This is a genomic window from Streptomyces sp. NPDC026301, from assembly GCF_055567935.1.
Genome location: NZ_JBVHPN010000004.1, coordinates 284915 through 305664 on the forward strand (window position 1 = coordinate 284915; position 20750 = coordinate 305664).

Annotated in this window: 20 protein-coding genes and 2 pseudogenes; 13 read left to right on the top strand and 9 right to left on the bottom strand. The window is 73.1% G+C overall.

The window, feature by feature from the left end; all coding sequences use genetic code 11:
- The first annotated feature begins 8 nt into the window (after positions 1-8).
- From dxs to ACZ4MH_RS09170, 3 genes are read left to right on the top strand one after another with little or no spacing between them, the layout of a single operon-like run.
- Positions 9-1925, top strand: coding sequence for a 1-deoxy-D-xylulose-5-phosphate synthase (gene dxs, locus ACZ4MH_RS09160; RefSeq protein WP_351599898.1), 1917 nt, complete (start codon positions 9-11; stop codon positions 1923-1925).
- Entirely contained in the window at positions 1922-3304 is a 1383-nt protein-coding gene (locus ACZ4MH_RS09165) for an aspartate aminotransferase family protein (protein ID WP_351599896.1), read from the top strand. The genes dxs and ACZ4MH_RS09165 overlap by 4 nt, the downstream gene beginning before the upstream one ends.
- A 56-nt stretch (positions 3305-3360) precedes the next feature.
- Entirely contained in the window at positions 3361-4521 is a 1161-nt protein-coding gene (locus ACZ4MH_RS09170; protein ID WP_351599908.1) for a serpin family protein, read from the top strand.
- A 52-nt stretch (positions 4522-4573) separates the two neighbouring features.
- Here ACZ4MH_RS09170 and ACZ4MH_RS09175 read toward each other — a convergent pair whose 3' ends face one another.
- A complete protein-coding gene (locus ACZ4MH_RS09175) occupies positions 4574-5386 on the bottom strand; it encodes a tyrosine-protein phosphatase (RefSeq protein WP_351599894.1) in 813 nt (270 codons plus the stop codon).
- Positions 5387-5662: 276 nt separating this feature from the next.
- On the opposite strand from ACZ4MH_RS09175, the gene ACZ4MH_RS09180 reads away from it, so the two are divergent.
- Entirely contained in the window at positions 5663-6514 is an 852-nt protein-coding gene (locus tag ACZ4MH_RS09180) for an SGNH/GDSL hydrolase family protein (protein WP_351599892.1), read from the top strand.
- Here ACZ4MH_RS09180 and ACZ4MH_RS09185 read toward each other — a convergent pair.
- The gene (locus ACZ4MH_RS09185) at positions 6511-6909 is read right to left on the bottom strand and encodes an ATP-binding protein (RefSeq protein ID WP_351599890.1); all 399 of its coding nucleotides are present in this window, start codon (positions 6907-6909) and stop codon (positions 6511-6513) included. The two genes, ACZ4MH_RS09180 and ACZ4MH_RS09185, sit on opposite strands and share 4 nt — an antisense overlap.
- Positions 6910-7090: 181 nt before the next feature.
- On the opposite strand from ACZ4MH_RS09185, the gene ACZ4MH_RS09190 reads away from it, so the two are divergent.
- From ACZ4MH_RS09190 to ACZ4MH_RS09200, 3 genes are all read left to right on the top strand, one after another.
- The gene (locus tag ACZ4MH_RS09190; protein ID WP_351599888.1) at positions 7091-7957 is read left to right on the top strand and encodes a helix-turn-helix domain-containing protein; all 867 of its coding nucleotides are present in this window, start codon (positions 7091-7093) and stop codon (positions 7955-7957) included.
- Positions 7958-7960: 3 nt separating this feature from the next.
- Positions 7961-8239 (top strand): DUF397 domain-containing protein, encoded by a 279-nt coding sequence (locus ACZ4MH_RS09195; RefSeq protein WP_351599886.1) that lies wholly within the window; start codon positions 7961-7963, stop codon positions 8237-8239.
- Positions 8240-8385: 146 nt separating this feature from the next.
- Complete coding sequence (locus tag ACZ4MH_RS09200; RefSeq protein WP_467754442.1) at positions 8386-9159, top strand: SAM-dependent methyltransferase; 774 nt, start codon at positions 8386-8388, stop codon at positions 9157-9159.
- A 3-nt stretch (positions 9160-9162) separates the two neighbouring features.
- Here ACZ4MH_RS09200 and ACZ4MH_RS09205 read toward each other — a convergent pair whose 3' ends face one another.
- Complete coding sequence (locus ACZ4MH_RS09205) at positions 9163-10146, bottom strand: carbohydrate kinase family protein (RefSeq protein WP_467754431.1); 984 nt, start codon at positions 10144-10146, stop codon at positions 9163-9165.
- Positions 10147-10450: 304 nt separating this feature from the next.
- Between ACZ4MH_RS09205 and ACZ4MH_RS09210 the strand changes: the two are divergent.
- Positions 10451-10675, top strand: a pseudogene (locus ACZ4MH_RS09210) (hypothetical protein); the annotation flags it as partial.
- Here the strand turns inward: ACZ4MH_RS09210 and ACZ4MH_RS09215 are convergent.
- Positions 10676-11035, bottom strand: a pseudogene (locus tag ACZ4MH_RS09215) (DUF2165 family protein); the annotation flags it as partial. It lies immediately after the preceding pseudogene.
- 133 nt (positions 11036-11168) lie between these two features.
- Here ACZ4MH_RS09215 and ACZ4MH_RS09220 point away from each other — a divergent pair.
- From ACZ4MH_RS09220 to ACZ4MH_RS09230, 3 genes are all read left to right on the top strand, one after another.
- On the top strand, positions 11169-12218 hold the full coding sequence (locus tag ACZ4MH_RS09220; RefSeq protein ID WP_351588620.1) for a phosphatidylinositol-specific phospholipase C domain-containing protein: 1050 nt from the start codon (positions 11169-11171) through the stop codon (positions 12216-12218).
- A gap of 123 nt (positions 12219-12341) precedes the next feature.
- A complete protein-coding gene (locus ACZ4MH_RS09225) occupies positions 12342-12884 on the top strand; it encodes a DoxX family protein (protein ID WP_467754432.1) in 543 nt (180 codons plus the stop codon).
- Positions 12885-12948: 64 nt separating this feature from the next.
- Positions 12949-13452 carry a VOC family protein gene (locus ACZ4MH_RS09230; RefSeq protein ID WP_351588622.1) on the top strand — a complete coding sequence of 168 codons (504 nt, stop codon included), beginning with the start codon at positions 12949-12951 and terminating at the stop codon, positions 13450-13452.
- Positions 13453-13478: 26 nt separating this feature from the next.
- Here the strand turns inward: ACZ4MH_RS09230 and ACZ4MH_RS09235 are convergent, their stop codons facing one another.
- A complete protein-coding gene (locus ACZ4MH_RS09235) occupies positions 13479-14231 on the bottom strand; it encodes a bestrophin-like domain (protein WP_351588624.1) in 753 nt (250 codons plus the stop codon).
- Here ACZ4MH_RS09235 and ACZ4MH_RS09240 point away from each other — a divergent pair.
- Together ACZ4MH_RS09240 and ACZ4MH_RS09245 are read left to right on the top strand one after the other, a co-directional pair.
- The gene (locus ACZ4MH_RS09240) at positions 14230-14715 is read left to right on the top strand and encodes a hypothetical protein (RefSeq protein WP_467754433.1); all 486 of its coding nucleotides are present in this window, start codon (positions 14230-14232) and stop codon (positions 14713-14715) included. The two genes, ACZ4MH_RS09235 and ACZ4MH_RS09240, sit on opposite strands and share 2 nt — an antisense overlap.
- Before the next feature lie 188 nt (positions 14716-14903).
- Complete coding sequence (locus ACZ4MH_RS09245; RefSeq protein WP_467754434.1) at positions 14904-16181, top strand: cytochrome P450; 1278 nt, start codon at positions 14904-14906, stop codon at positions 16179-16181.
- A 6-nt stretch (positions 16182-16187) separates the two neighbouring features.
- On the opposite strand, the gene egtD is transcribed toward ACZ4MH_RS09245, so the two are convergent.
- From egtD to egtA, 4 genes are read right to left on the bottom strand one after another with little or no spacing between them, the layout of a single operon-like run.
- Positions 16188-17150: an L-histidine N(alpha)-methyltransferase gene (egtD, locus tag ACZ4MH_RS09250; RefSeq protein WP_351588630.1), complete on the bottom strand. Its 963-nt coding sequence runs from the start codon at positions 17148-17150 to the stop codon at positions 16188-16190.
- Positions 17147-17908 carry an ergothioneine biosynthesis protein EgtC gene (egtC, locus tag ACZ4MH_RS09255; RefSeq protein WP_351588632.1) on the bottom strand — a complete coding sequence of 254 codons (762 nt, stop codon included), beginning with the start codon at positions 17906-17908 and terminating at the stop codon, positions 17147-17149. The genes egtD and egtC overlap by 4 nt, the downstream gene beginning before the upstream one ends.
- A 31-nt stretch (positions 17909-17939) precedes the next feature.
- A complete protein-coding gene (gene egtB, locus ACZ4MH_RS09260) occupies positions 17940-19256 on the bottom strand; it encodes an ergothioneine biosynthesis protein EgtB (RefSeq protein WP_351588634.1) in 1317 nt (438 codons plus the stop codon).
- Positions 19253-20617, bottom strand: coding sequence for an ergothioneine biosynthesis glutamate--cysteine ligase EgtA (gene egtA / locus ACZ4MH_RS09265; protein ID WP_351588636.1), 1365 nt, complete (start codon positions 20615-20617; stop codon positions 19253-19255). Before egtA ends, egtB begins: the two co-directional genes overlap by 4 nt.
- Positions 20618-20750: the final 133 nt, after the last annotated feature.

Consider the following 20750-nt stretch of genomic DNA (forward strand, 5'->3'; position numbering starts at 1 on the left):
GACCCAGCATGTCGATGCTCGAATACATCCGGGAACCGCAGGACCTCAAGGAGGTGCCGACGGACCGCCTCGGCGAACTGGCCGCGGAGATCCGCCAGTTCCTCATCCAGGCGGTCGCCCGCACCGGCGGCCACCTCGGCCCCAACCTGGGCGTGGTCGAGCTGACCATCGCCCTGCACCGGGTGTTCGACTCGCCCGCCGATCGCATCCTGTGGGACACCGGGCACCAGTCGTACGTCCACAAGATCCTGACCGGCCGGCAGGACTTCTCCAAGCTGCGCGGCAAGGGCGGCCTGTCCGGGTACCCCTCGCGCGAGGAATCCGTCCACGACGTCATCGAGAACAGCCACGCCTCCACGGTGCTCGGCTGGGCCGACGGGCTGGCCAAGGCCAACCAGGTACTGGGCAGGAGCGACCACGTCGTCGCGGTCACCGGTGACGGCGCGCTCACCGGAGGCATGGCCTGGGAAGCGCTCAACAACATCGCGGCGGCCGACGACCGGCCGCTGATCATCGTCGTCAACGACAACGAACGCTCCTACGCGCCCACCATCGGCGGCCTGGCCGACCACCTCGCCACGCTCCGCACCACCGACGGCTACGAACGCTTCCTGACCTGGGGCAAGGACGTCCTGCACCGCACGCCGGTCGTCGGCAGGCCACTGTACGAGTCGCTGCACGGCGCGAAGAAGGGCTTCAAGGACGCCTTCGCGCCCCAGGGCATGTTCGAGGACCTGGGCCTGAAATACGTCGGCCCGATCGACGGCCACGACATCGAGGCGGTGGAGTCCGCGCTGCGCCGCGCCGCCCGCTTCCACGGCCCCGTCCTGGTGCACTGCCTCACCGAGAAGGGCCGCGGCTACCGGCCGGCGCTGGAGGACGAGGCCGACCGCTTTCATACCGTCGGCGTGATGGACCCGCTCACCTGCGCGCCGGTCGCGCCGCCCGGCCCGCCGTCCTGGACCTCCGTCTTCGGCGACGAGATGGTCCGCATCGGCGCCGAGCGGCCGGACGTGGTGGCGGTCACCGCGGCGATGCTGCAGCCCGTCGGGCTGGGCAAGTTCGCCGCCGCGTATCCGGACCGGGTCTGGGACGTGGGCATCGCAGAACAGCACGCCGCGGTCTCGGCGGCCGGGCTCGCCACCGGCGGCCTGCACCCGGTCTTCGCCGTCTACGCCACCTTCCTCAACCGCGCCTTCGACCAGATCCTGATGGACGTCGCGCTGCACAAGTGCGGCGTGACCTTCGTACTGGACCGGGCCGGCGTCACCGGCACCGACGGGCCCAGCCACAACGGCATGTGGGACATGTCGATCCTCCAGGTCGTGCCGGGCCTGCGGATCGCCGCGCCGCGCGACGCCGACCAGCTCCGCGCCCAGCTGCGCGAGGCCGTCGACGTCGACGACGCGCCGACCGTCGTGCGCTACCCGAAGGAGTCCGTCGGCGAGCCCGTTCCCGCGCGAGAACGCGTCGGGGGAGTGGACGTCCTCGCCCGCGGCGAGCGGGAGGACGTACTGCTGGTCGCGGTCGGCGTGATGGCGCCGGTCTGCCTGGCGGCGGCCGAACTGCTCGCGGCGCGCGGCATCGACGCCACGGTGATCGACCCGCGGTGGGTCAAGCCGGTCGACCCGGAGATCCCGCGGCTGGCCGCGCGGCACGCCGCGGTGGCCGTCGTGGAGGACAGCAGCCGCACCGGCGGCGTCGGCGCCGCGGTCGGCCAGGCGCTGCGCGACGCCGACATCGACCTGCCGCTGCGCACCTTCGGCATCCCCGAACAGTTCCTCGCGCACGCCAAGCGGGGCGAGGTGCTGGCCGACATCGGGCTGACCCCGGCGGAGATCGCGGGCCGCATCGCCGAGAGCCTGCCCCGTACGGACGACCGCGCGGCGGCCGTCGCGGCCGTCAAGGAGAACAACGACGCATGACCGGATTCGACCTCACCAAGCTGCTCGCCGAGCGCGGCGCCGAACGCTACGACCTGCACGCCAAGTACCTCAACCACCAGCTGCCGCGGATGCTGCACACCATCGGCTTCGACAAGGTGTACGAGCGGGCCGAGGGTGCGTACTTCTGGGACGACCAGGGCCGGGACTACCTGGACATGCTCGCCGGCTTCGGCGTGATGGGCCTCGGCCGGCACCACCCCGTCGTCCGGCAGGCGCTGCACGACGTGCTGGACGCCGGGCTCGCCGACCTCACCCGCTTCGACTGCCCGCCGCTGCCGGGCCTGCTCGCCGAAAAACTGCTCCGGTACGCGCCGCACCTGGACCGGGTCTTCTTCGGGAACAGCGGCACCGAAGCCGTCGAGACGGCCCTGAAGTTCGCCCGGTACGCGACGGGCCGCCCGCGCATCCTGTACTGCACGCACGCCTTCCACGGCCTGACCACGGGCTCGCTCTCGGTCAACGGCGAGGACGGCTTCCGCGACGGCTTCGCGCCGCTGCTGCCGGACACCGCCATCGAGCTGGGCGACCTGGACGCGCTGGAGCGGGAGCTGAAGCGCGGCGACGTGGCGGGCTTCGTCGTGGAGCCGATCCAGGGCAAGGGCGTGCACCCGGCCCCGCCCGGCTTCCTGCGCGCCGCGCAGGAGCTGCTGCACAAGCACAAGGCGCTGCTCATCGCGGACGAGGTGCAGACCGGGCTCGGCCGCACCGGCGACTTCTTCGCGTACCAGCACGAGCCCGGCGTCGAGCCGGACCTGGTCTGCGTGGCCAAGGCGCTCTCCGGCGGCTACGTACCGGTCGGCGCCACGCTCGGCAAGGAGTCGGTCTTCAAGAAGGTCTACTCCTCGATGGACCGGGTCCTGGTGCACTCGGCGAGCTTCGGCTCCAACGCGCAGGCCATGGCCGCCGGGCTGGCGGTCCTGACGGTCATGGAGGACGAGGGCATCGTGGCGGGTGCGCGGACCACCGGTGACCTGCTGCGCACCCGCCTCGCCGAGCTGATCCCGAAGTACGAGCTGCTGCACGACGTGCGGGGCCGCGGCCTGATGGTCGGGATCGAGTTCGGCCGGCCCAGATCGCTGGGGCTGCGCGGCCGCTGGACGATGCTCCAGGCGGCGCGCAAGGGGCTCTTCGCGCAGATGGTCGTGGTGCCGCTGCTGCAGCGGCACCGCATCCTCACCCAGGTCTCCGGCGACCACCTCGAAGTCATTAAGCTGATCCCGCCGTTGATCATCGGCGCCGAGGAGGTGGACCGCTTCGTCGCGGCCTTCACCGCCGTCATGGACGACGCCCACACGGGCGGCGGCCTGATCTGGGACTTCGGGCGGACACTGGTCAAGCAGGCGATGGCCAACAGATGAGCTGACTACGGGGGCAAGCGGTGGTGGCACCGACGACGGTACGGGCCGTGAACGCGATGACGGCGCGCTGGGCGCGGGCCGCGGCCGGCGACGGCGGTGGCGCGGAGCGCGGCACCGTCCTCACCGCGGCCGGCGTCTGGCCGCTGCTGGCGCTGCTCACGGGCCCGGCCCACGGCCCGGCCCGCGCCGAGCTGGCCGCCGCCCTGGGAGTGCCCGCCGAATCCGCCGCCGCGGCGGGCCGGGAGCTCCTCGCCGCGCTGGACGCCGCGCCCGGCGTCCGGGCGGCGGTCGGCCTGTGGGCCCGCCGCACACTGGAGCTGCGCCCGGAGTGGCGTGCCGGGCTGCCCCTGGACACCCACGGCGAGCTCACCGGGGACATCGAGACGGACCTGGCGGAGCTGAACGCCTGGGCCGCGCGGCGCACCGACGGCATGATCGGCAAGATGCCGCCGGTCGTCGACCCGGACACGCTCTTCGTGCTGGCCTCCGCGCTGGTGGCCCGGACGACCTGGACCCGGCCGTTCACCGAGACCTCGCTCGCGCCGCAGGCCGGACCGTGGCGCGGGCGCCGGCTGGCCGGCCTGGTCCGCTTCGGCTCCCCGGCCGGTCTCCTCGCGCTGCACACCACGCCGTGGGGCCCGCTCGCCCGGCTGCGCGTCGAGGGCGACAACGGGCTCGACGTGCACCTCCTGCTCGGCCCCGAGGACCGCCCCGCGGGCGAGGTGCTGGACGCCGGGATCGCGGCCCTGGACGGCGCGTACGCCACCACGTACGGAGACGCGCTGCCCGAGGGCGACGCGGTCGGCCCGGGTCTCCGCGTCACCACCGTGCCGAGCTGGGACACGGAGCCGACCCTCGCGGTCCGTTCCGTCGCCTTCACCGTCGATGCCGAGCACGATCTGCTCGGCCGGGCGGCGCTGTTCGGACTGGAGAGCGCGCAGAACGCCGCACGCGGTCACTTCCCCGGCATCAGCGCGTACCCGCTGGCGGTCTCCGCGGCCCGCCAGTCCGCCACCGCGACCTTCGGCGCCCTGGGCTTCCGCGCCGCCGCGGTCACCGCCATCGCCGCGGCCCCCGGTGGCGCGCCGATGACCCCGCCGTACCGGACCCGGCAGGTCGAGGCGCGTTTCGACCGTCCCTTCGGCTTCCTGGCCGTGCAGCGGGACACCGGCCTGGTCCTCGCCGCGGGCTGGGTGGCCCGCCCCGACACACGCTGAAGGGCCGGCCCCTCATGGGTACCGGCCCTTCGAGAGCGCTGCCGCGCGGCCGTCAGTCCTCCAGCAGCCGTTCGCGGAGTCGGCCGCGGGTCTCCGGGGTGAGCTTCAGGCCCTCGGTGAGGTACGTCTCCGTCGAGCCCCAGGTGGACTCGATGGTGTCGAAGGCCGCGTGCAGGTACTCGGCGCGGGCGTCGAAGAGCGGCGCGAGCAGCGCCATGACCTCCTCGGACATGCCGGCCTGCGAGCGGTCGGAGCGGCGCACCTTGTACCGCCGGCGCGGGTCGTTGGACTCCAGGTAGTCCGCCTCGATGGCCTCCCGCTCCACGCCCACCGCGAGCAGCGTGACCGCGATGGACAGGCCCGCGCGGTCCTTGCCGGCCGCACAGTGCATCAGCGCCGGCACGCTCTCCTCGGCTATGGAGTGCAGCACCCGGCTGTGGTCGGCGGTGCGGGTCGAGACGATGTGCCGGTACGTGCGCGCCATCCGGCCCGCCGCCTGCCCGTCGCCCAGCGCCGCGCGCAGCTGGTCCAGCTCGCCGTCGCGCACCATCGCCCAGAACTCCGCGCCGTCGGCCGGGTCGGTGAGCGGGATGTTGACGTGCCGCACGCCGGGCAGGGTGACGTCCGGGCCCTCGAGCTTGATGTCGGCGGCGTTACGGAAGTCGAAGATCGTGTGCAGGCCGAGCGTGCCGAGGAAGGCGGCGTCCGCCTCCGTGGCGTGCGCCAGGTGACCGCTGCGGAAGAGCCGTCCCTGCCGCACCCGCCGCCCGTCGACCGTCGGCAGTCCGCCGACGTCCCGGAAGTTGCGCACCTCTGTGAGCAGGGGCTCGGTCGACCGGACCTGGGGCGGCTGCTGCGTCGTCACGGGCGCGCTCCTTTTACGTCGGCCGCCGACGCTGCTCGTCGGCGAGCGGGCTGTTTCGACCATACGGCACTGGTGCAATAGGCAACTAGCTCGTCCGGCCACTGATCGTGACCGTATGGGGTTGCGGTGGGGGCGCTCGGCGTCCGTCTCGGCGCGGGGCTGCTGTCCACTCGTATTCCGACTTGGGCAGAATTTGACTGAGTGGCGATCATCACCTGTCGTCAACCCATGGTTACGGTGGCGTAGGTCACTCCTGAAGGTGAAGTATGTCCTGACGTGGCAGAGGATTCGAAGAAGATAAGCAGCAGCGAAAGTGACCTGTTCGGGTCGTACGCGGCCGTCGGGGACAGCTTCACCGAGGGCGTCGGCGACCCCGGTCCGGACGGCACGTTCATCGGGTGGGCGGACCGGCTCGCGGTCCTGCTCTCCGACCGCCGCCCGGAGCACGACTTCCGGTACGCCAACCTCGCCGTACGAGGCCGCCTCCTGGACCCGATCGTCGCCGAGCAGGTCCCGCGCGCGAAGGAGCTCGGGCCGGACCTGGTGACGTTCTGCGCCGGCGGCAACGACATCCTGCGGCCCGGCTCCGACCCGGACGACGTTGCCGAGCGCTACGCCGCCGCCGTCGCGGACCTCAAGGAGTCGGTCGGCACGGTCCTGCTGTGCACCGGCTTCGACACCCGTGACATCCCCGTGCTCAAGCACCTGCGCGGCAAGATCGCCACGTACACCGCCCATGTCCGGGCCATCGCCGACCAGTACGACTGCCCGGTCCTGGACCTGTGGTCGCTGAAGTCCGTGCAGGACCGCCGCGCCTGGAGCGACGACCGGCTGCACCTCTCGCCCGACGGGCACACCCGGGTGGCGCTGCGCGCGGCCCAGGTGCTCGGCCTGGACGTGCCGGCCGAGCCGGACCAGCCCTGGCCGCCGGAGACGCGCAGCGCGGCCGACGCCCGTCGCGAGACCATCCACTGGGCGCGCGAACACCTCGTGCCGTGGATCGGGCGGCGGCTGCGCGGCGAGTCCTCCGGCGACCACGTCACGGCGAAGCGGCCCGAGCTGGCGCTGCTGGAGGCCGACGCGGCCGCGCTCGCCCAGGCGGCCGTCCCGGCACAGGCCGCCCGCTAGTACGCGAGGTCCGCCCATACGACCCGGCCCCGGCCGGCGTCGGCGGGCCGTTCGCCCCAGTCCTCGGAGACCGCGCCGACCAGCAGCAGGCCGCGCCCGCACTCCCGGTCCGTGCTGCGCGGCTGGGCCTGCGGCCGGGAGTCGCTGTGCCCCTGGTCGGTGACCGCCACGCGCAGCCGCGCCCCGTCGAGGGTCAGCTCGCAGGAGACCCGCTCGCTGTCGGTGTGCCGCACGGCATTGGTGAACAGCTCCGAGACCACCAGCTCGGCGTCGTCGCGCAGCTGCTCGGTGGCGCCCCATTCCCGCAGCGCGGTCGTGACTCTTCGGCGGGCCTCCGGAACGGAGGTGCGCAGAGCCGGCAATTGGAAGGCGTCGCTGAGGACTTGGACGGCCACGCCGCCGCATCCCCTTAACGATTCCGCGTGGTGGGAGGAAGGCACTCCGCAACTATGTGCGATGTTGAACAAGCTTGGCAAGGACCATTCTGTAAATTGCAGAATCGCCATGACAGTCTGTTCGCGCTTCTGATGGCATGACACACTGCTGAGCACGTAACTCAGTTGGAGGAGATCACAAGTGGTGGACGCACGGTCGGGCGGGGCGCCGACCGTCCTGCGGGTAGTCCTCGGCAAGAGGCTGCAGGACCTTCGCGAGAAGGCCGGACTCTCCTTCGAACAGGCCGCCGAGGCGCTGGACGTCACGCACGCGACCGTACGCCGCATGGAGAAGGCCGAGGTCGGGCTGAAGATCCCGTACGTGGAGAAGCTGCTCGCCACCTACGGCGTCACCGACGCGGAGGAGAGCGAGACCTTCATCGCCCTCGCCCGGGAGGCCAACCGCCCCGGCTGGTGGCACCGCTTCCGGGACGTACTGCCCGACTGGTTCAGCGCGTACGTCAGCCTGGAGAGCGCCGCCAACCTCATCCGCGCCTACCAGCCGCACTACGTACCCGGCCTGCTGCAGACCGAGGGCTACGCGCGCGCCGTGCTGCGCGCCGGGATGCCGCACACCGCCGCCGAGGAGATCGACCGTTCCGTCGACCTGCGCATGGAACGCCAGTCGCTGCTCCGCCGCGACAACGCGCCCATGCTGTGGGCCGTGCTGGACGAGACCGTGCTGCGCCGCCCGGTCGGCGGCGCGGGCGTCATGCGCGAGCAGCTCGACCGGCTGATCGAGGCCACCGAACTGCCCAACGTACGGCTGCAGGTCATCCCCTTCGCCACCGGCCCGCACCCCGCCATGTACGGGCCGTTCCACATCTTCCGGTTCCCCATCCCGGAGCTGCCCGACATCGCGTACGCGGAGAGCCTGGTCGGCGCCGTGTACTTCGATCAGCGCGGCGACGTCTCGCAGTTCCTGGAGGCGCTGGACCGGATGTGCGCGCAGGCCGCGCCCGCACACCGCACCGCAGCCCTTCTGAGTGGCTTTCGCAAGGAGATCTGAACCATGGATCGCATACGCATCTACAACGGCATGCCCGCCAGCGAGCTGGGCAGCGAGGGCTGGCACAAGCCGTGGAGCGGCGGCAACGGCGGCGAGTGCGTCGAGGCGATGAGACTCAAGGACGGCCGGGTGGCGCTGCGCCAGTCCACCGACCCCAACGGCCCGGCACTGATCTACACCCACGGCGAGATCGAGAGCTTCATCCGGGGCGCGAAGGCCGGCGAGGCGGACTTCCTGCTGCACGCGGCGCCCGGCGGCTGCGGGAACCGGAGGACGGCATGAGCGACCGGACCTGCCCGGCGGGCCAGGACTTCCCCGCGGACCCGGACGTCCCGGTGGAGCACAGCCCCCTGACGGGCCACAGCCTGCCGCCGGAACAGGGCTTCACGGCGGACGAGATCGACACCAGCAGGCCGCATCCCGCGCGGATGTACGACTACTACCTCGGCGGCTGGGACAACTACGAGACCGACCGCGAGGCCGCCGACAAGGTCATCCGCGCCCACCCGCAGGTCCGCGACAGCGCCCGCGCCAACCGCGCCTTCATGCAGCGCGCCGTACGGGACGCGGCGGGCGCCGGCATCCGGCAGTTCCTCGACCTCGGCACCGGCATCCCCACCTCGCCCAACACCCACGAAGTGGCCCGCGCGGCCGCCCCGGACGCGCGGGTGGTCTACGCCGACAACGACCCGATCGTGGCCACCCACGCGGGCGCCCGGCTCACCAACACGCCGGGCACCGGCTTCGTCCTCGGCGACGTCCGCCACCCGAAGACGCTGCTCGCCGACCCGGCGGTCCGCTCGCTGATCGACTTCGACCGGCCGGTGGCCGTGCTGCTCGTCGCCGTACTGCACTTCCTGCGCGACGACGAGGACCCGGCCGGCGTGGTCGCGGCGCTCGCCGGCGCACTGCCCGCCGGCAGCCGGCTGATCCTCTCGCACGCCACGGGCGAGCCGTACGAGGAGTACGCGGCAGGCCGCACGGACGAGGCGGCGCGGGACGGCGTCCTGAACGTCTACAAGAACGCCACCGCCACGCTCAACCTCCGCGACAGGGCCGCGGTCCAGCGGCTCTTCGGGCCGTTCCGGCTCCAGGAGCCGGGCGTCGTCCGGGTCCCGCTGTGGCGCCCGGACGGCCCGGTGCCCACCGCCGAGGAGATCAACAACACGATCTTCTACGGCGGGGTGGGCATCAAGGAGTGAACCTCACGGAGTGAGCGAAGGGGTCCGCACCTCCGTAGCGGGCTCCTCCTCTTCCTCCGCCGCCGCCAGCAGTTCGGCCGCCGTGATGAGCGCGGTGTGCGTGCCCTCCGACGTACAGGCGTGCGCGCCCGCGACCGTACCCAGCCGGGCGCACTCCTCCAGGTCGTGCCCGGCCAGCCGGCCGTGCAGGAAGCCGCACACGAATGCGTCGCCCGCGCCGTTGCTGTCCACCACCGGCGCCCCCGGCACGGCCGCCGGGACGTGCCGCGGGGTGGAGTCGTCCGGCGTGAGCAGATACGCGCCGCCCGCGCCCGCCGTGGCGATCACCGCCTCGGCCCGGCCCTCGCGCAGGATCTCCCGCATCACCGCGCCGATCCGCTCCCCGGCGCCCGCCGCGCTGAGGAACACCAGGTCCGAGCGGAGCGCGAACTCCCGGTGGTGGTCGGCCAGCCCGTCCCAGTCGTGCAGGTCGGTGGAGACCGGTACGCCCAGCTCCGCGATGTCGTCGAAGAGGAACCGCGCGAAGTGCATGATCGACAGATGCACGTGCCGGGTCCGGCGGAGATACGGGAAGTAGTGGTCCGCCGGCATCCGCAGATCGAGCGGGTCCCGGCCGTCGTAGAAGGACGTGCGGCGGCCGTCGGGGGAGACGAGGTTGACCGCGCGGCGGGTCCCGTGCGGGGAGGTCAACGGATCGAAGTCGACGCCGGTGCCCTTCAGCCGCTCCCTGACCAGCTCGCCCTCGTGGTCCGCACCGATGAAGTCCACGAACGCGGTGGACAGCCCGAGCGCCGCACAGCCGAGCGCGACGCCCGTGCCCGTATGCCCGGCCCATTCCCGGATCGGCGGCACGGCGAAGGAGTCGGCCTGCGGAACCGGCAGTGCGCCGACCCGGACGATCGTGTCCACACCCGATCCGCCGACGACCAGCACGTCGTACGGCTGCGTCGGCCGGGTGTCCTGGTGGAGTCCCTGCTGGAATGTCACAAGTGTCCTTGAATCCCTGGCTGGTGAGACCGATAACGGCCCATTGGGGCCGCTTCGGGGAGTGTAGACGCCACGCACCCCGCGCAACGGCAAGTCACTACCCCGTCACCCGCCGGGACGTGCGCGCCGCCGCCCCCACCACCGCTTTCCGGACAGCTCCCGCGCCGCACCCGCCCCGTGCGGTCCGCCCTGCGGGCCCGCCCCCGCGTGCTGCTCAGCGCGCGGGACCCGCTCCCACGGGCCGCCGGGCGCGGCGCCACTTGGCCGATACCCGACTCCACGCGGCCCGAGGGATGATGGAGACATGGAGGGCGAAGCGGACGGACTGTTCCCGCGCGAGGTGTTCCCGCGCGAGCGGACGGAGGTGGCGCCCGGCGCGGTACACGTGCCGGACTGGCTGGACTCGGAGGAGCAGCGGGAGCTGCTGGCGGCGTGCCGGGGGTGGGCCATGCCGCCGGCCGGGCTGCGGACCGTACGGACACCGGGCGGCGGCGTGATGTCCGTCCGTCAGGTCTGCCTCGGCTGGCACTCCGGCGCCGAAGAGCAGCAGGACCATCAGCAGGCCGAGGGTGGCGACCCGGCCGGCCCGGCCCCGCCGCAGCGCCCACAGCACGGTGGCCACGACGAGTACGGCAGCGGCGGCGGCCTCCCAGGCGATGATCGCGATGTACGCGGCGTCCTGGAGCGGGCGCGAGGTGATGGCCCGCCACATCAGGTCGGGGTCCTTGAAGGTGGTGTCCATGGCCAGGACGTGTTGGACGAACGCGCGGTTGGTGTCGAAGTCGGTGATGTTGCCGAAGGCGACGAGCGCCATGTACAGCGCGACCGTGCCCGTGAGGACCGCGGCGGCGAGGTTGGACGCCGCCCCTGCTCGTCTGCCGCCGGCCATGTCAGCCTCCACCCGGAGTGTCTGTTGTTGTCGTGTCCAGGACGACATCGTAGAGCCACCGGGACGGCCTGTCCGCCCCTCAAGTCCCGTACGCTGCCCGCTGATCGACTGACCAACGAGAAAGCAGGGGCACATGGGCGGACATCGGCGTGCGGGGGCGATGGTGGCGGGTGTGGCGGGAGCGGCGCTGGTGGTGGGGGCGGTGGCCTGGCCGGCCGCCGCCGGGGCCACGGCCGGGGCGGGCGCGACGTACGACACGACCACGGCGGTGGGCGTGCACAACGCGTACGAGAAGGCGAAGTACCCCTACTTCGCCGACGCGCTGGACTCCGGCGCAGGCCTGCTGGAGCTGGACGTGTGGACCAACGGGCTGGGGAAGTCCTGGCGGGTCTCGCACGGCAATCCGCTCGGCAACGACAACAACTGCGAGAACGCCGCCACCCCCGCCGAGCTGCGCACCAAGCCCCGCAACCAGGACCTCGGCGGGTGCCTGGCCGACCTGCGGGCCTGGCACGAGGCGCACCCCGGCCACCGGCCCGTGCTGCTGAAGATGGAGCTGAAGGACGGCTTCAACGACAAGGGGGGCCGCGGCCCGGACGAGTTCGACGCGCTGGTGCGCGGCAAGCTGGGGGACGCGGTCTTCGGGCCCGGCGACCTGATCGGGGACCACGCGACGCTGGACGAGGCGGTACGCGCCGACGGCTGGCCGGAGCGGTCGGCGCTCGCCGGCAAGTTCCTGATCGAGCTGATACCCGGCACGGTCGAGGAGGGCAATCCGGCCGACAGCCTCTGGACCGACCGCGAGTACGCCACCCACCTGCGCACCCTCGCGGGCCAGGGCAAGCTGGGCACCGCCACCGCCTTCCCCGCCGTGCACGGCGCCGAGTCCGGTGACCCCCGCTCCCGCTACACCGACCCCGCGCTGCGCCCCTGGTTCGTGGTCTTCGACGGCGATGCCACCGCGTACACGGGCGGCATCGACACCGGCTGGTACGACACCCGGCACTACCTCCTGATCATGACCGACGCGCACAACGTCGCCCCCGCCATCGACGGCACCAGGCCGACCGAGCTGCAGGCCAGGGAGCGGGTGGCGCTGCTGGCCAAGGCGCACGCCAGCGTGCTCACCGCCGACTGGTACCCGCTGCCGCAGGTGCTGGGAGAGGTGGTGCCGCGCGGCTGAAACGGGCCGGTACCGGGCCGGGGGATGTTGTACAGGTTTCAAGCACTGTGTATGGTCGGAGCGTGGCTTGAACTTTCAAGTACATGGCTTTCGAGCACCCCCGATCCGACTGGGAGAGCACGTATGACGTCCCCCGCCATGACCGTCGTCCGTTCCGACGTGTCCGGCCCGCCGGCGCCCCGGCCCGCCCACGACCTGGGCCTGCTGCTCCTGCGGCTCGCCGTCGGCCTCACCATGGCGGCGCACGGCTCGCAGAAGCTCTTCGGCTGGTTCGGCGGGCCGGGGCTGGAGGGCACCGGCCAGTTCTTCACCATGAGCGGCTACCCCTCCGGCAAGGCGATGGCCGTGGTCGCCGGGCTCACCGAGACCCTCGGCGGCCTCGGCCTCGCGCTCGGCCTGCTCACCCCGCTCGCCGGCGCGGCAGTCCTCGGCACGATGGTGAACGCGCTGGCCGTGAAGTGGGGCGGCGGCTTCTTCGCGCCCAAGGGCGTCGAGTACGAGCTGCTGCTCACCGTGGCCGCCGCCGCGCTCACCCTCACCGGGCCCGGCCGCTGGGCCGCCGACCGCCTGCTGCCCGGCCTGCGCCGCGAGCGCGCGGCCTACGGCATCGCCGCCGTCGCCCTCGGCGTGGTCGTGGCCTTCGTCGTCCTGCTGCTGCGCAAGTGAGTGAGCGGCGGGCCCCGGGGCCCGCCGCGCGAGACTGGTAACCAGACCGACAAGGGAGGCAGTCATGCCCGTACGCCGTCTGAACCACGCGGTGCTCTACGTCCGCGAGCTGGACCGTTCCGTCGCCTTCTACACGGACGTCCTCGGCTTCAGTGTGGAGACCGAGATCCCCGCGCGGGCCGCCTTCCTGCGTGCCGAGGACACTCAGAACGACCATGACCTCGGCCTGTTCGCCGTCGGTGGCCAGGCGCCGGGGCCCGAGCACGGCCGGGTGGGCCTGTACCACCTGGCCTGGGAGGTCGGCACGCTCGGCGAGCTCGCCGACACGGCCGCCCGGCTGCGGGCCGCCGACGCGCTCGTCGGCGCCAGCGACCACCTCGTCTCCAAGTCCCTGTACGCCAAGGACCCGGACGGCAACGAGTTCGAGGTGATGTGGCGGGTGCCGCGCGAGGACTGGCCGGGCCCGGAGGAGGGCGGCGGCCGGGTCCTCCCGCTCGACCTGGACGCGGCGCTCCGCCGCTGGGGCCCCGACCTGGTGACCGGGGCGGCGGCGGGCTCGGCCACGTGAACGGCGCGGTGCGGCCGGTCCCCGGCCTAGGGAAGTAGATCCTTCAACGGCTGTACCGCGTCGACACTGCGCAGCCATGGATCGTCGAAATCCCACACCAGGAAGAGCAGGAAGGCGATCAGGGCGGTGAAGACCCCCGCCATCAGCAGTTCCCGTCCTGAACGCCGGATCTGCAGCGTGAAGATCAGGCTGACCGTGACCGCCGCGCCCGCGAGGAGACCGAACCACACCACCGGCGGCATCGTCGGCCCGGCGCTCTGCCCACGGGCGGCCCGCGCGCCGTCCGCCACCGCGACCTGGTCGACCAGCGGCTGGTAGGACTGGTTCTCGAAGTCGCTGCGCGGGTGGTAGTCGGTCACGTCGGCGCGCACCTTCTGGAGCAGCGCGGTCCCGGTGGGCGTCAGCTCGCCCTCCTGGGTCATCACCGGCCACTCCTTGTGCACCACGTGCGAGACATAGGCGTTCACGTCGGTGCGGATACGGTCGCGTACCGGCTCCGGATACGCCCGGGCCCGCGCACTCACCTCGTGCAGCGCCTGCGCCTCCGTGCGGACCGTGTCCTCCGCCGCGCTCCGCGACTCCCACACGCCCGCGATGGCCAGCCCCAGCACGATCGCGTAGACCACCCCGATCATCATCGTCATGTACTCGATGACGTCGGGCGTCTCGGACGGGTCGTCCTCCTCCTCGTTGATCCGCCGCTGGTTCAGGACGGTGACGAGCAGCACGACGCCGCAGGCCGCGGCGATCGCGAGGCCGAGCACCAGCCATTCCGACATGGAGACCTCCAAGAGGACGTACGAAACGAGGAGCAGGGGTCAGGAACGGCGGCCGCCGGACCCGGAGGAGCTGGGACGCAGCACGGCGGCGGCCAGCACGGCCGGGGCCATGATCAGCAGCATCGTCGTGACCAGCGAGCGGCCGGCCCGCGCCTTCTGGCCGGTGACCGCGTACGACCGGGGCGTCAGGGACGGCGTCGGCTTCGGCGCCTCGGAGGTCGGTGGCGGTGTGGAGGGCGGCTTCGGCCGCGGCGCGGGCGGCGGTGCCGGCGCGGGCGGTGGCGGTGCCGGCCGGGGTGGCGGCGCCGTCGTGGCCGGCGGTGCCGGTGCGGGCGGCGTGGGCCGCGGCGGTGGTGGTGGCTTCGGGGGCGGCGGCTTCGGCGCGGGCGGCCGGGGTGTCGGCGACGTACAGGGCCAGTGCCAGCCGTCCGGCAGCCCGGGCACCCCGGTCGGAGCCGTCACCGGCGGCTTCGTCCCGGCATAGGAACAGTTGTCGCCGTGCGCGGCCGCCGACGGCGCCCAGCCCACCCCTGCCACGAACGCGGCGGCCGCCAGGGCCAGTCCCGCGCGATGCGATCGGTACACGGCGAGAGGCTGCGCAGCCCCGCGCGCCATCAAGCGTCCCGTACGGGTGATTCCCCTGATAGTGCGGATTACCGTACGGTCGGGTGCGTGACGGCTGCCGAGGTGTTCACGCCCCAGACCTACGCCACCGGCGTCCCCTACGCGCTCTTCCGCGAACTGCGTCTGACCAGCCCGGTCGGCTGGATCGAGGAGCCCGCGGTGGGCGGCTGGCCGGCCGGCCCCGGCTACTGGGCGGTGCTGCGGCACGCGGACGTGAAGCATGTCCTGCGTACCCCGGAGGTGTTCTCCTCGTACGCGGGTGCGACCCAGATCCGGGATCCCGACAGTGCGCGGGACCTCGCGTTCGTCCGGGCAATGATGCTGAACCAGGACCCGCCGGACCACTCCCGTATCCGCAAGGTCGTCGCCGCGGCCTTCACTCCGCGCGCCGTACGGGAGTTGGAGGCCGTCATCGACGCGCGCGCCGCCGAGCTCGTGGGGCAGGTCGCCGAGGCGGGCTCAGCGGACTTCGTCGAGGTCGCGGCCGACCTGCCGGTGTGGACGCTGGCGCACGTCATGGGCGTGCCGGACGAGGACCGGCGGCTGCTCTTCGACTGGTCGAGCCGCGTCATCGGCTACCAGGACAGCGAGTACGCGGAGTTGAGCACGGCAGACCCCGCGACGCTGAGCCCCATGGGGCGGGCCGCGCTGGACCGCCGTCCGCGTACCCTGATCCGCCCCGACGGCCGCCCGGTGAACCCGCGCTCCCGTGAAGCGCTCGCCGACATGTTCGCGTACGCCCACGCGCTCGCCGAACAGCCGCGGCCCGGCACGGTGATGGCCCACATGAGGGAGGGCGGCCTGACCCGCGAGGAGTTCGAGAACATGTTCTTCCTCTTCGCGGTGGCCGGGAACGAAACGCTGCGCAACGGCATTCCGGGCGGGCTGTACACGCTGCTGTGCCATCGGGAGCAGTTCGAACGGCTCCGGAGAGAGCGTGAGTTGATCCCCGCGGCCGTCGAGGAGATGCTGCGCTACTGGCCGCCGGTGATGGACTTCCGGCGGACCGCAGTACGCGACGTGGAGCTGGGCGGTCGGCGCATCCGGGCGGGCGAGAAGGTCGTGGTGTACCACGCCTCCGCCAACCGCGACGGGGCCGTCTTCGCCGACCCCGACCGCTTCGACATCACGCGCAGCCCGAACGACCACGTCAGCTTCGGCTTCGGTCCGCACTTCTGCCTCGGCTCGCACCTCGCCCGGGTACAGATGCGGGCCGTGCTGCGGCACGTGCTGGACCGGCTGCCCGGCCTCGAACTCGCCGGGGAGCCGGTCCGGCTGGTCTCCAACTTCCAGAACGGGCTCAAGCACCTGCCCGTACGGGCCTGAGAAGCGTTACCGCCGTACGGCCAGTGACAGCGCGAAGCGGGCCGCCCCGTCCGTCCACCAGTCGCGCAAGTCCAGCCCGGCGGCGTCCAGTTCGGCGCGCACGCCCTCCTTGCGGAACTTCGCGGAGACCTCCGTGCGCACCTCCTCGCCTTCCGCGAAGTGCACCGCGAGGTCCAGCGCCGGGATCTTCACGGTCTGGTCCTTCAAGGACCGCAGCCGCATCTCGATCCACTCCCGCTCGGCGTCCCACACTGCGCGGTGCGCGAACTGCGCCGGGTCGAAGTCGGCGGCCAGCTCGCGGTTGATGACGGTGAGCACGTTCTTGTTGAACTCCGCCGTGACGCCCTGGCTGTCGTCGTACGCGGCCAGCAGCGTCCCCTCGTCCTTGACCAGGTCCGTGCCGAGCAGCAGCGCGTCGCCGGGCTCCAGCAGGTCGCGCACGGACTGCAGGAAGCCGGTCCGCTCGGCGGGGAGCAGATTGCCGATGGTGCCGCCGAGGAAGGCCAGCAGCCGCGGCCCGGGCGCGTCGGGCAGCTCCAGGCCGCCCTGGAAGTCGGCCACCAGCGCGTGCACGGTGAGGCCGGGGTGCTCGGCGAGCAGCGCCTCGCCCGCCGCGGCCAGCGCGCTCTCACTGACGTCGACGGGCACGTAGGTGTGCAGCCGGGTGAGCGCGTCCAGCAGGTGCCGGGTCTTCTCCGAGGAGCCGGAGCCCAGCTCGATCAGGGTGCGGGCCCCGGTGGCGGTGGCGATCTGCCCGGCGCGGGCCAGCAGGATCTCCCGCTCGGCGCGGGTCGGGTAGTACTCGGGCAGTGCGGTGATGTCCTCGAAGAGGTCGCTGCCCCGGGCGTCGTAGAACCACTTCGGCGGCAGGGTCTTGGGACTGCTGGTCAGGCCCTGGGCGACGTCGGTACGAAGGGCGGCGGTGGTGGTATCGGGGGGCAGCGTACGAGTGATGGCGAGGGGACTCACGCGACGGGCTCCTTGAGCGGGGTGAGCAGGACATCGGTACGGGTGGCGGCCAGCAGGGTGCGGTCGGGGACCTCGGTCCAGTCGTCCCCGTCGTCGGAGGGTTCGGAGGCGACCAGCATGCCGGGCGCGGGGCCCGGCAAGGGGCGGTGGAAGAGCGTGTCGCCCCAGGTGGTGGCGGTGATCGTGACGCCGTCGGTGAGCAGCAGGTTCAGCCGGGAGCCGGGGGCCGCGGCGGCCACCTCGGTCACCGTCTCGGACAGCGCCTCGGAGGCGTCGGCGCCCTGCTCCAGGCGGTGCTTCACCAGCGCCCAGAGGAACGCGGCGTCGCAGCGCGCCTCCAGGCCGAGCAGCGCCTCGGAGGGCAGCCCGGCGGCCGGCGCGCCGAGCGAGCCGGGCCAGCCGCTGACCGCGCCGTTGTGGCTGAAGAGCCACCGGCCGCCGGCGAACGGCGCCGCCGCGGCCTCGCCGTCCGGGCAGGCGAGGGTGGCGTCGCGTACGGCGGCCAGCACGGCGTCGCTGCGGACGACCCGGGCGAGGTCGGGCAGGCAGGCGTCCGCCCAGATGGGCCCTGCGCGGCGGTAGCGGGCCGGCACGGGGTCGCCGGGCGCGTACCAGCCGACGCCGAAGCCGTCCGCGTTGACCGTGCCGTACTTCTGGCGGCGGGGCGCCCAGGACTGCCGGTAGAGGCTGTGCTCGGGCGCGGTGAGGAGGTCGCCGAGCGGGACGTCGGGGCCGAGGTAGGCGAGGTGACGGCACATCAGGCGCGCCTCCCTCTGCGGTCCCGGGCCCTCACGCGTCCTCCGGGCCCGCGTCGCGGGCGGTGCGGAAGCCGGCGAAGATCTGCCGGCGGACCGGCAGGTCCCAATTGCGGAACGTGCCGCGGCAGGCCACCGGGGCCACCGCGAACGACCCGCCGCGCAGCACCTTGTACGCGCCGCCGAAGAACACCTCGGAGTACTCGCGGTAGGGGAACGCCTGGAAGCCCGGGTACGGCAGGAAGTCCCCGGAGGTCCACTCCCACACGTCCCCGATGAGCTGCCGGACGCCCAGCGGCGACTGGCCCTCGGGGTAGCTGCCCACGGGGGCCGGGCGCAGATGGCGCTGGCCCAGGTTGGCGTGCTCGGGGCCGGGGTCCTCGTCGCCCCAGGGGTAGCGGTGGCTGTACCCGGTACGCGGGTCCCAGCGGGCGGCCTTCTCCCACTCGGCCTCCGAGGGCAGCCGGCGCCCGGCCCAGCGCGCGTACGCGTCCGCCTCGTACCAGCTCACATGCAGAACCGGTTCTTCAGGAGCGACCGGCTCGGTGACGCCGAAGCTGCGGCGGACCCAACCGCTGCCCTCCCGCCGCCAGAACAGCGGCGCTTCGAGGTTGTTCTCGCACACCATCCGCCAGCCCTCGGGTGCCCACCAGCGCGACTCCCGGTAGCCGCCGTCCTCGATGAACCACTGATACGCGGCGTTGCTCACCGGCATCGTGTCGATCCGGAAGGCGGGCAGCAGCCGGTGGTGCGCGGGGCGTTCGTTGTCCAGCGCCCACGGCTCGCGGGAGGTGCCCATCGTGAAGTGGCCGCCCGGCACCAGCACCTCGGGGCCCACCACGCCCTCGGCGGTGTCCGGCGGCGGGGGAGCGGTGAGCGCGGCCGGGCCGCGCCGCAGCTGGTGGGTGATGAGCATCGTCTCGTCGTGCTGCTGCTCGTGCTGCGCGACCATGCCGAACGCGAACGCCTGCTCCAACAGCCGGTCGCCGTGCAGCGGGGTCTTCTCCAGGACGTCCAGCACCCGGCCGCGTACTTCGTCGACATAGTTGTGCGCCTCGGCGGGGGCCAACAGCGGCAGCGAGGGCCGCTCGGCCCGGGGGTGCTCGAACGCGTCGTAGACCGAGTCGATCTCCGGGCGCAGCGCCTCCAGCCCGCCGACCGCCCGCATCAGCCACTGCTCCTCCTGGTTGCCTATGTGGGCGAGGTCCCACACCAGGGGCGACATCAGGGGCGAGTGCTGGGCGGTCAGGTCGGGCTCGTCGACGCACGTGGTCAGCGCCTGCGTACGGGCGCGGGCGGCGAGCAGCGCCGACGCCGCGCGGTCCCGGAGCTTTTCGGGATCGTGGATCACTGGCTGTCCTTCCCTGGGATGCGCTCGACGGTGCGGGCGTACTCCGCGGCGAGCGCCGCTTCCTGGGCGTCGGCGGCGCGCCGGGCCGCCGGGCTCTCCGTGGGCGCGGGGGCGTACTCGGGCGCCGCGTACGCCGCGTCCAGGAGGTCGTCGGCCGGGCAGCGGCCCTGCGCCACATAGCGCTCGATGAACTCCTCGACGGCGGCGAGCACGTCGGGCCCTGCGCCGAGCCGGGGCAGCGCCTCACGGGCCGCCGCGAAGCAGGCCGTCGCGGCGGCGGCCAGCTCCGGGTCGGTCAGCCCGTGCCGGGCGGCGCGCCGCCACAGCGGGTTGCGCGGCGCGGGGCGGTCGCCCGCGGTCTCGGCGAGCGGCTTGACGGCGCGGTACGCGGTCTCCGCGGCCTCGGGGTCGTCGAACAGGGCCGCGGTCACGGCGAGCGGCACGATCCAGCCGTCGCCCGGCTGCGCGTCGATCATGCGCAGTTCGAGGTGGCCGCGCGGCCGGACCGGCGGGAAGAGCGTGGTGACGTGGTACGCGAAGTCCTCCATCGTGGGCGCCCGTGGCGCTTTCGTGCGGACCCAGTCACGGAAGGACAGGCCCTCGGGCGCGTCCCACGGCCCGTCCGTCGCCCGCAGGCACATCACGGGCGCGTCCAGCGCGTATGCCGTCCACGCCGCGCGGGGATCCGGGCCGTCAGCGGGGGCGAGGGTGCGGGCCGGGTCGAGCTGGGTCCAGATGGCCTGGCGCGTGGAGCGGTAGCCCGTCGGGCACCCCTCGCTGGTGGGGGAGTTGGCGAAGGCCGCGCAGAGCACGGCACCGAGGAGGTGGGCCAGGCGCCAGCGCCGGCCGTGCCCGAGCGGCCCCGGCTCCTCGTGCCCGGCGTCCAGGCAGACCTGTACGGAGGCGGTGCCGCACATCATGGAGCGCCCGGCCGGCCCCCAGCGGTCGAAGTACGCCTCCATCGCGTCGTAGCGGGGCTCGTCGAGGATGCGGTGCGGTGGGTGCCAGGGGTTGTGGCCGTGGCCCGCCAGGCTCAGGTCCATGGCACGCAGCGCGGTGCGCACCAGCGCCAGGTCCGCCGAGACGGCCGTGATGCAGTCGGTGAGGGAGGCGGCGGGGAGCGAGCTGAGCTCCAGCTGCCCGCCCGGCTCGAAGGTCAGGAGGGACCGCAGGGGGAGCGCGCGCAGGGCGGTCATCGCGCTGCGGACGCGTTCGCGCGGCAGGGGACATCGGGGGTTGCGCGCGTCGTGGACGAGATACTCGATCTCGACCCCGAGGCGCTGCGGGGGCCCGGTCTTGAAGCAGATGCCGTGCAGATGGGCTGCCAGCTCCGCTTCCGAGACCGCGCGCTGTACGGACATGGACTTCCACTCCCTCCATGGCCGGCCGGGCGGCCGGACGCAGGCTCCCACCTAAGCGGGTGCGAGCGGCGCACTCAAGGGCGCATCAGCGCCCGGCAGAGCACGTGCCGCGCACGGCCCGCGGGGCGTCGCG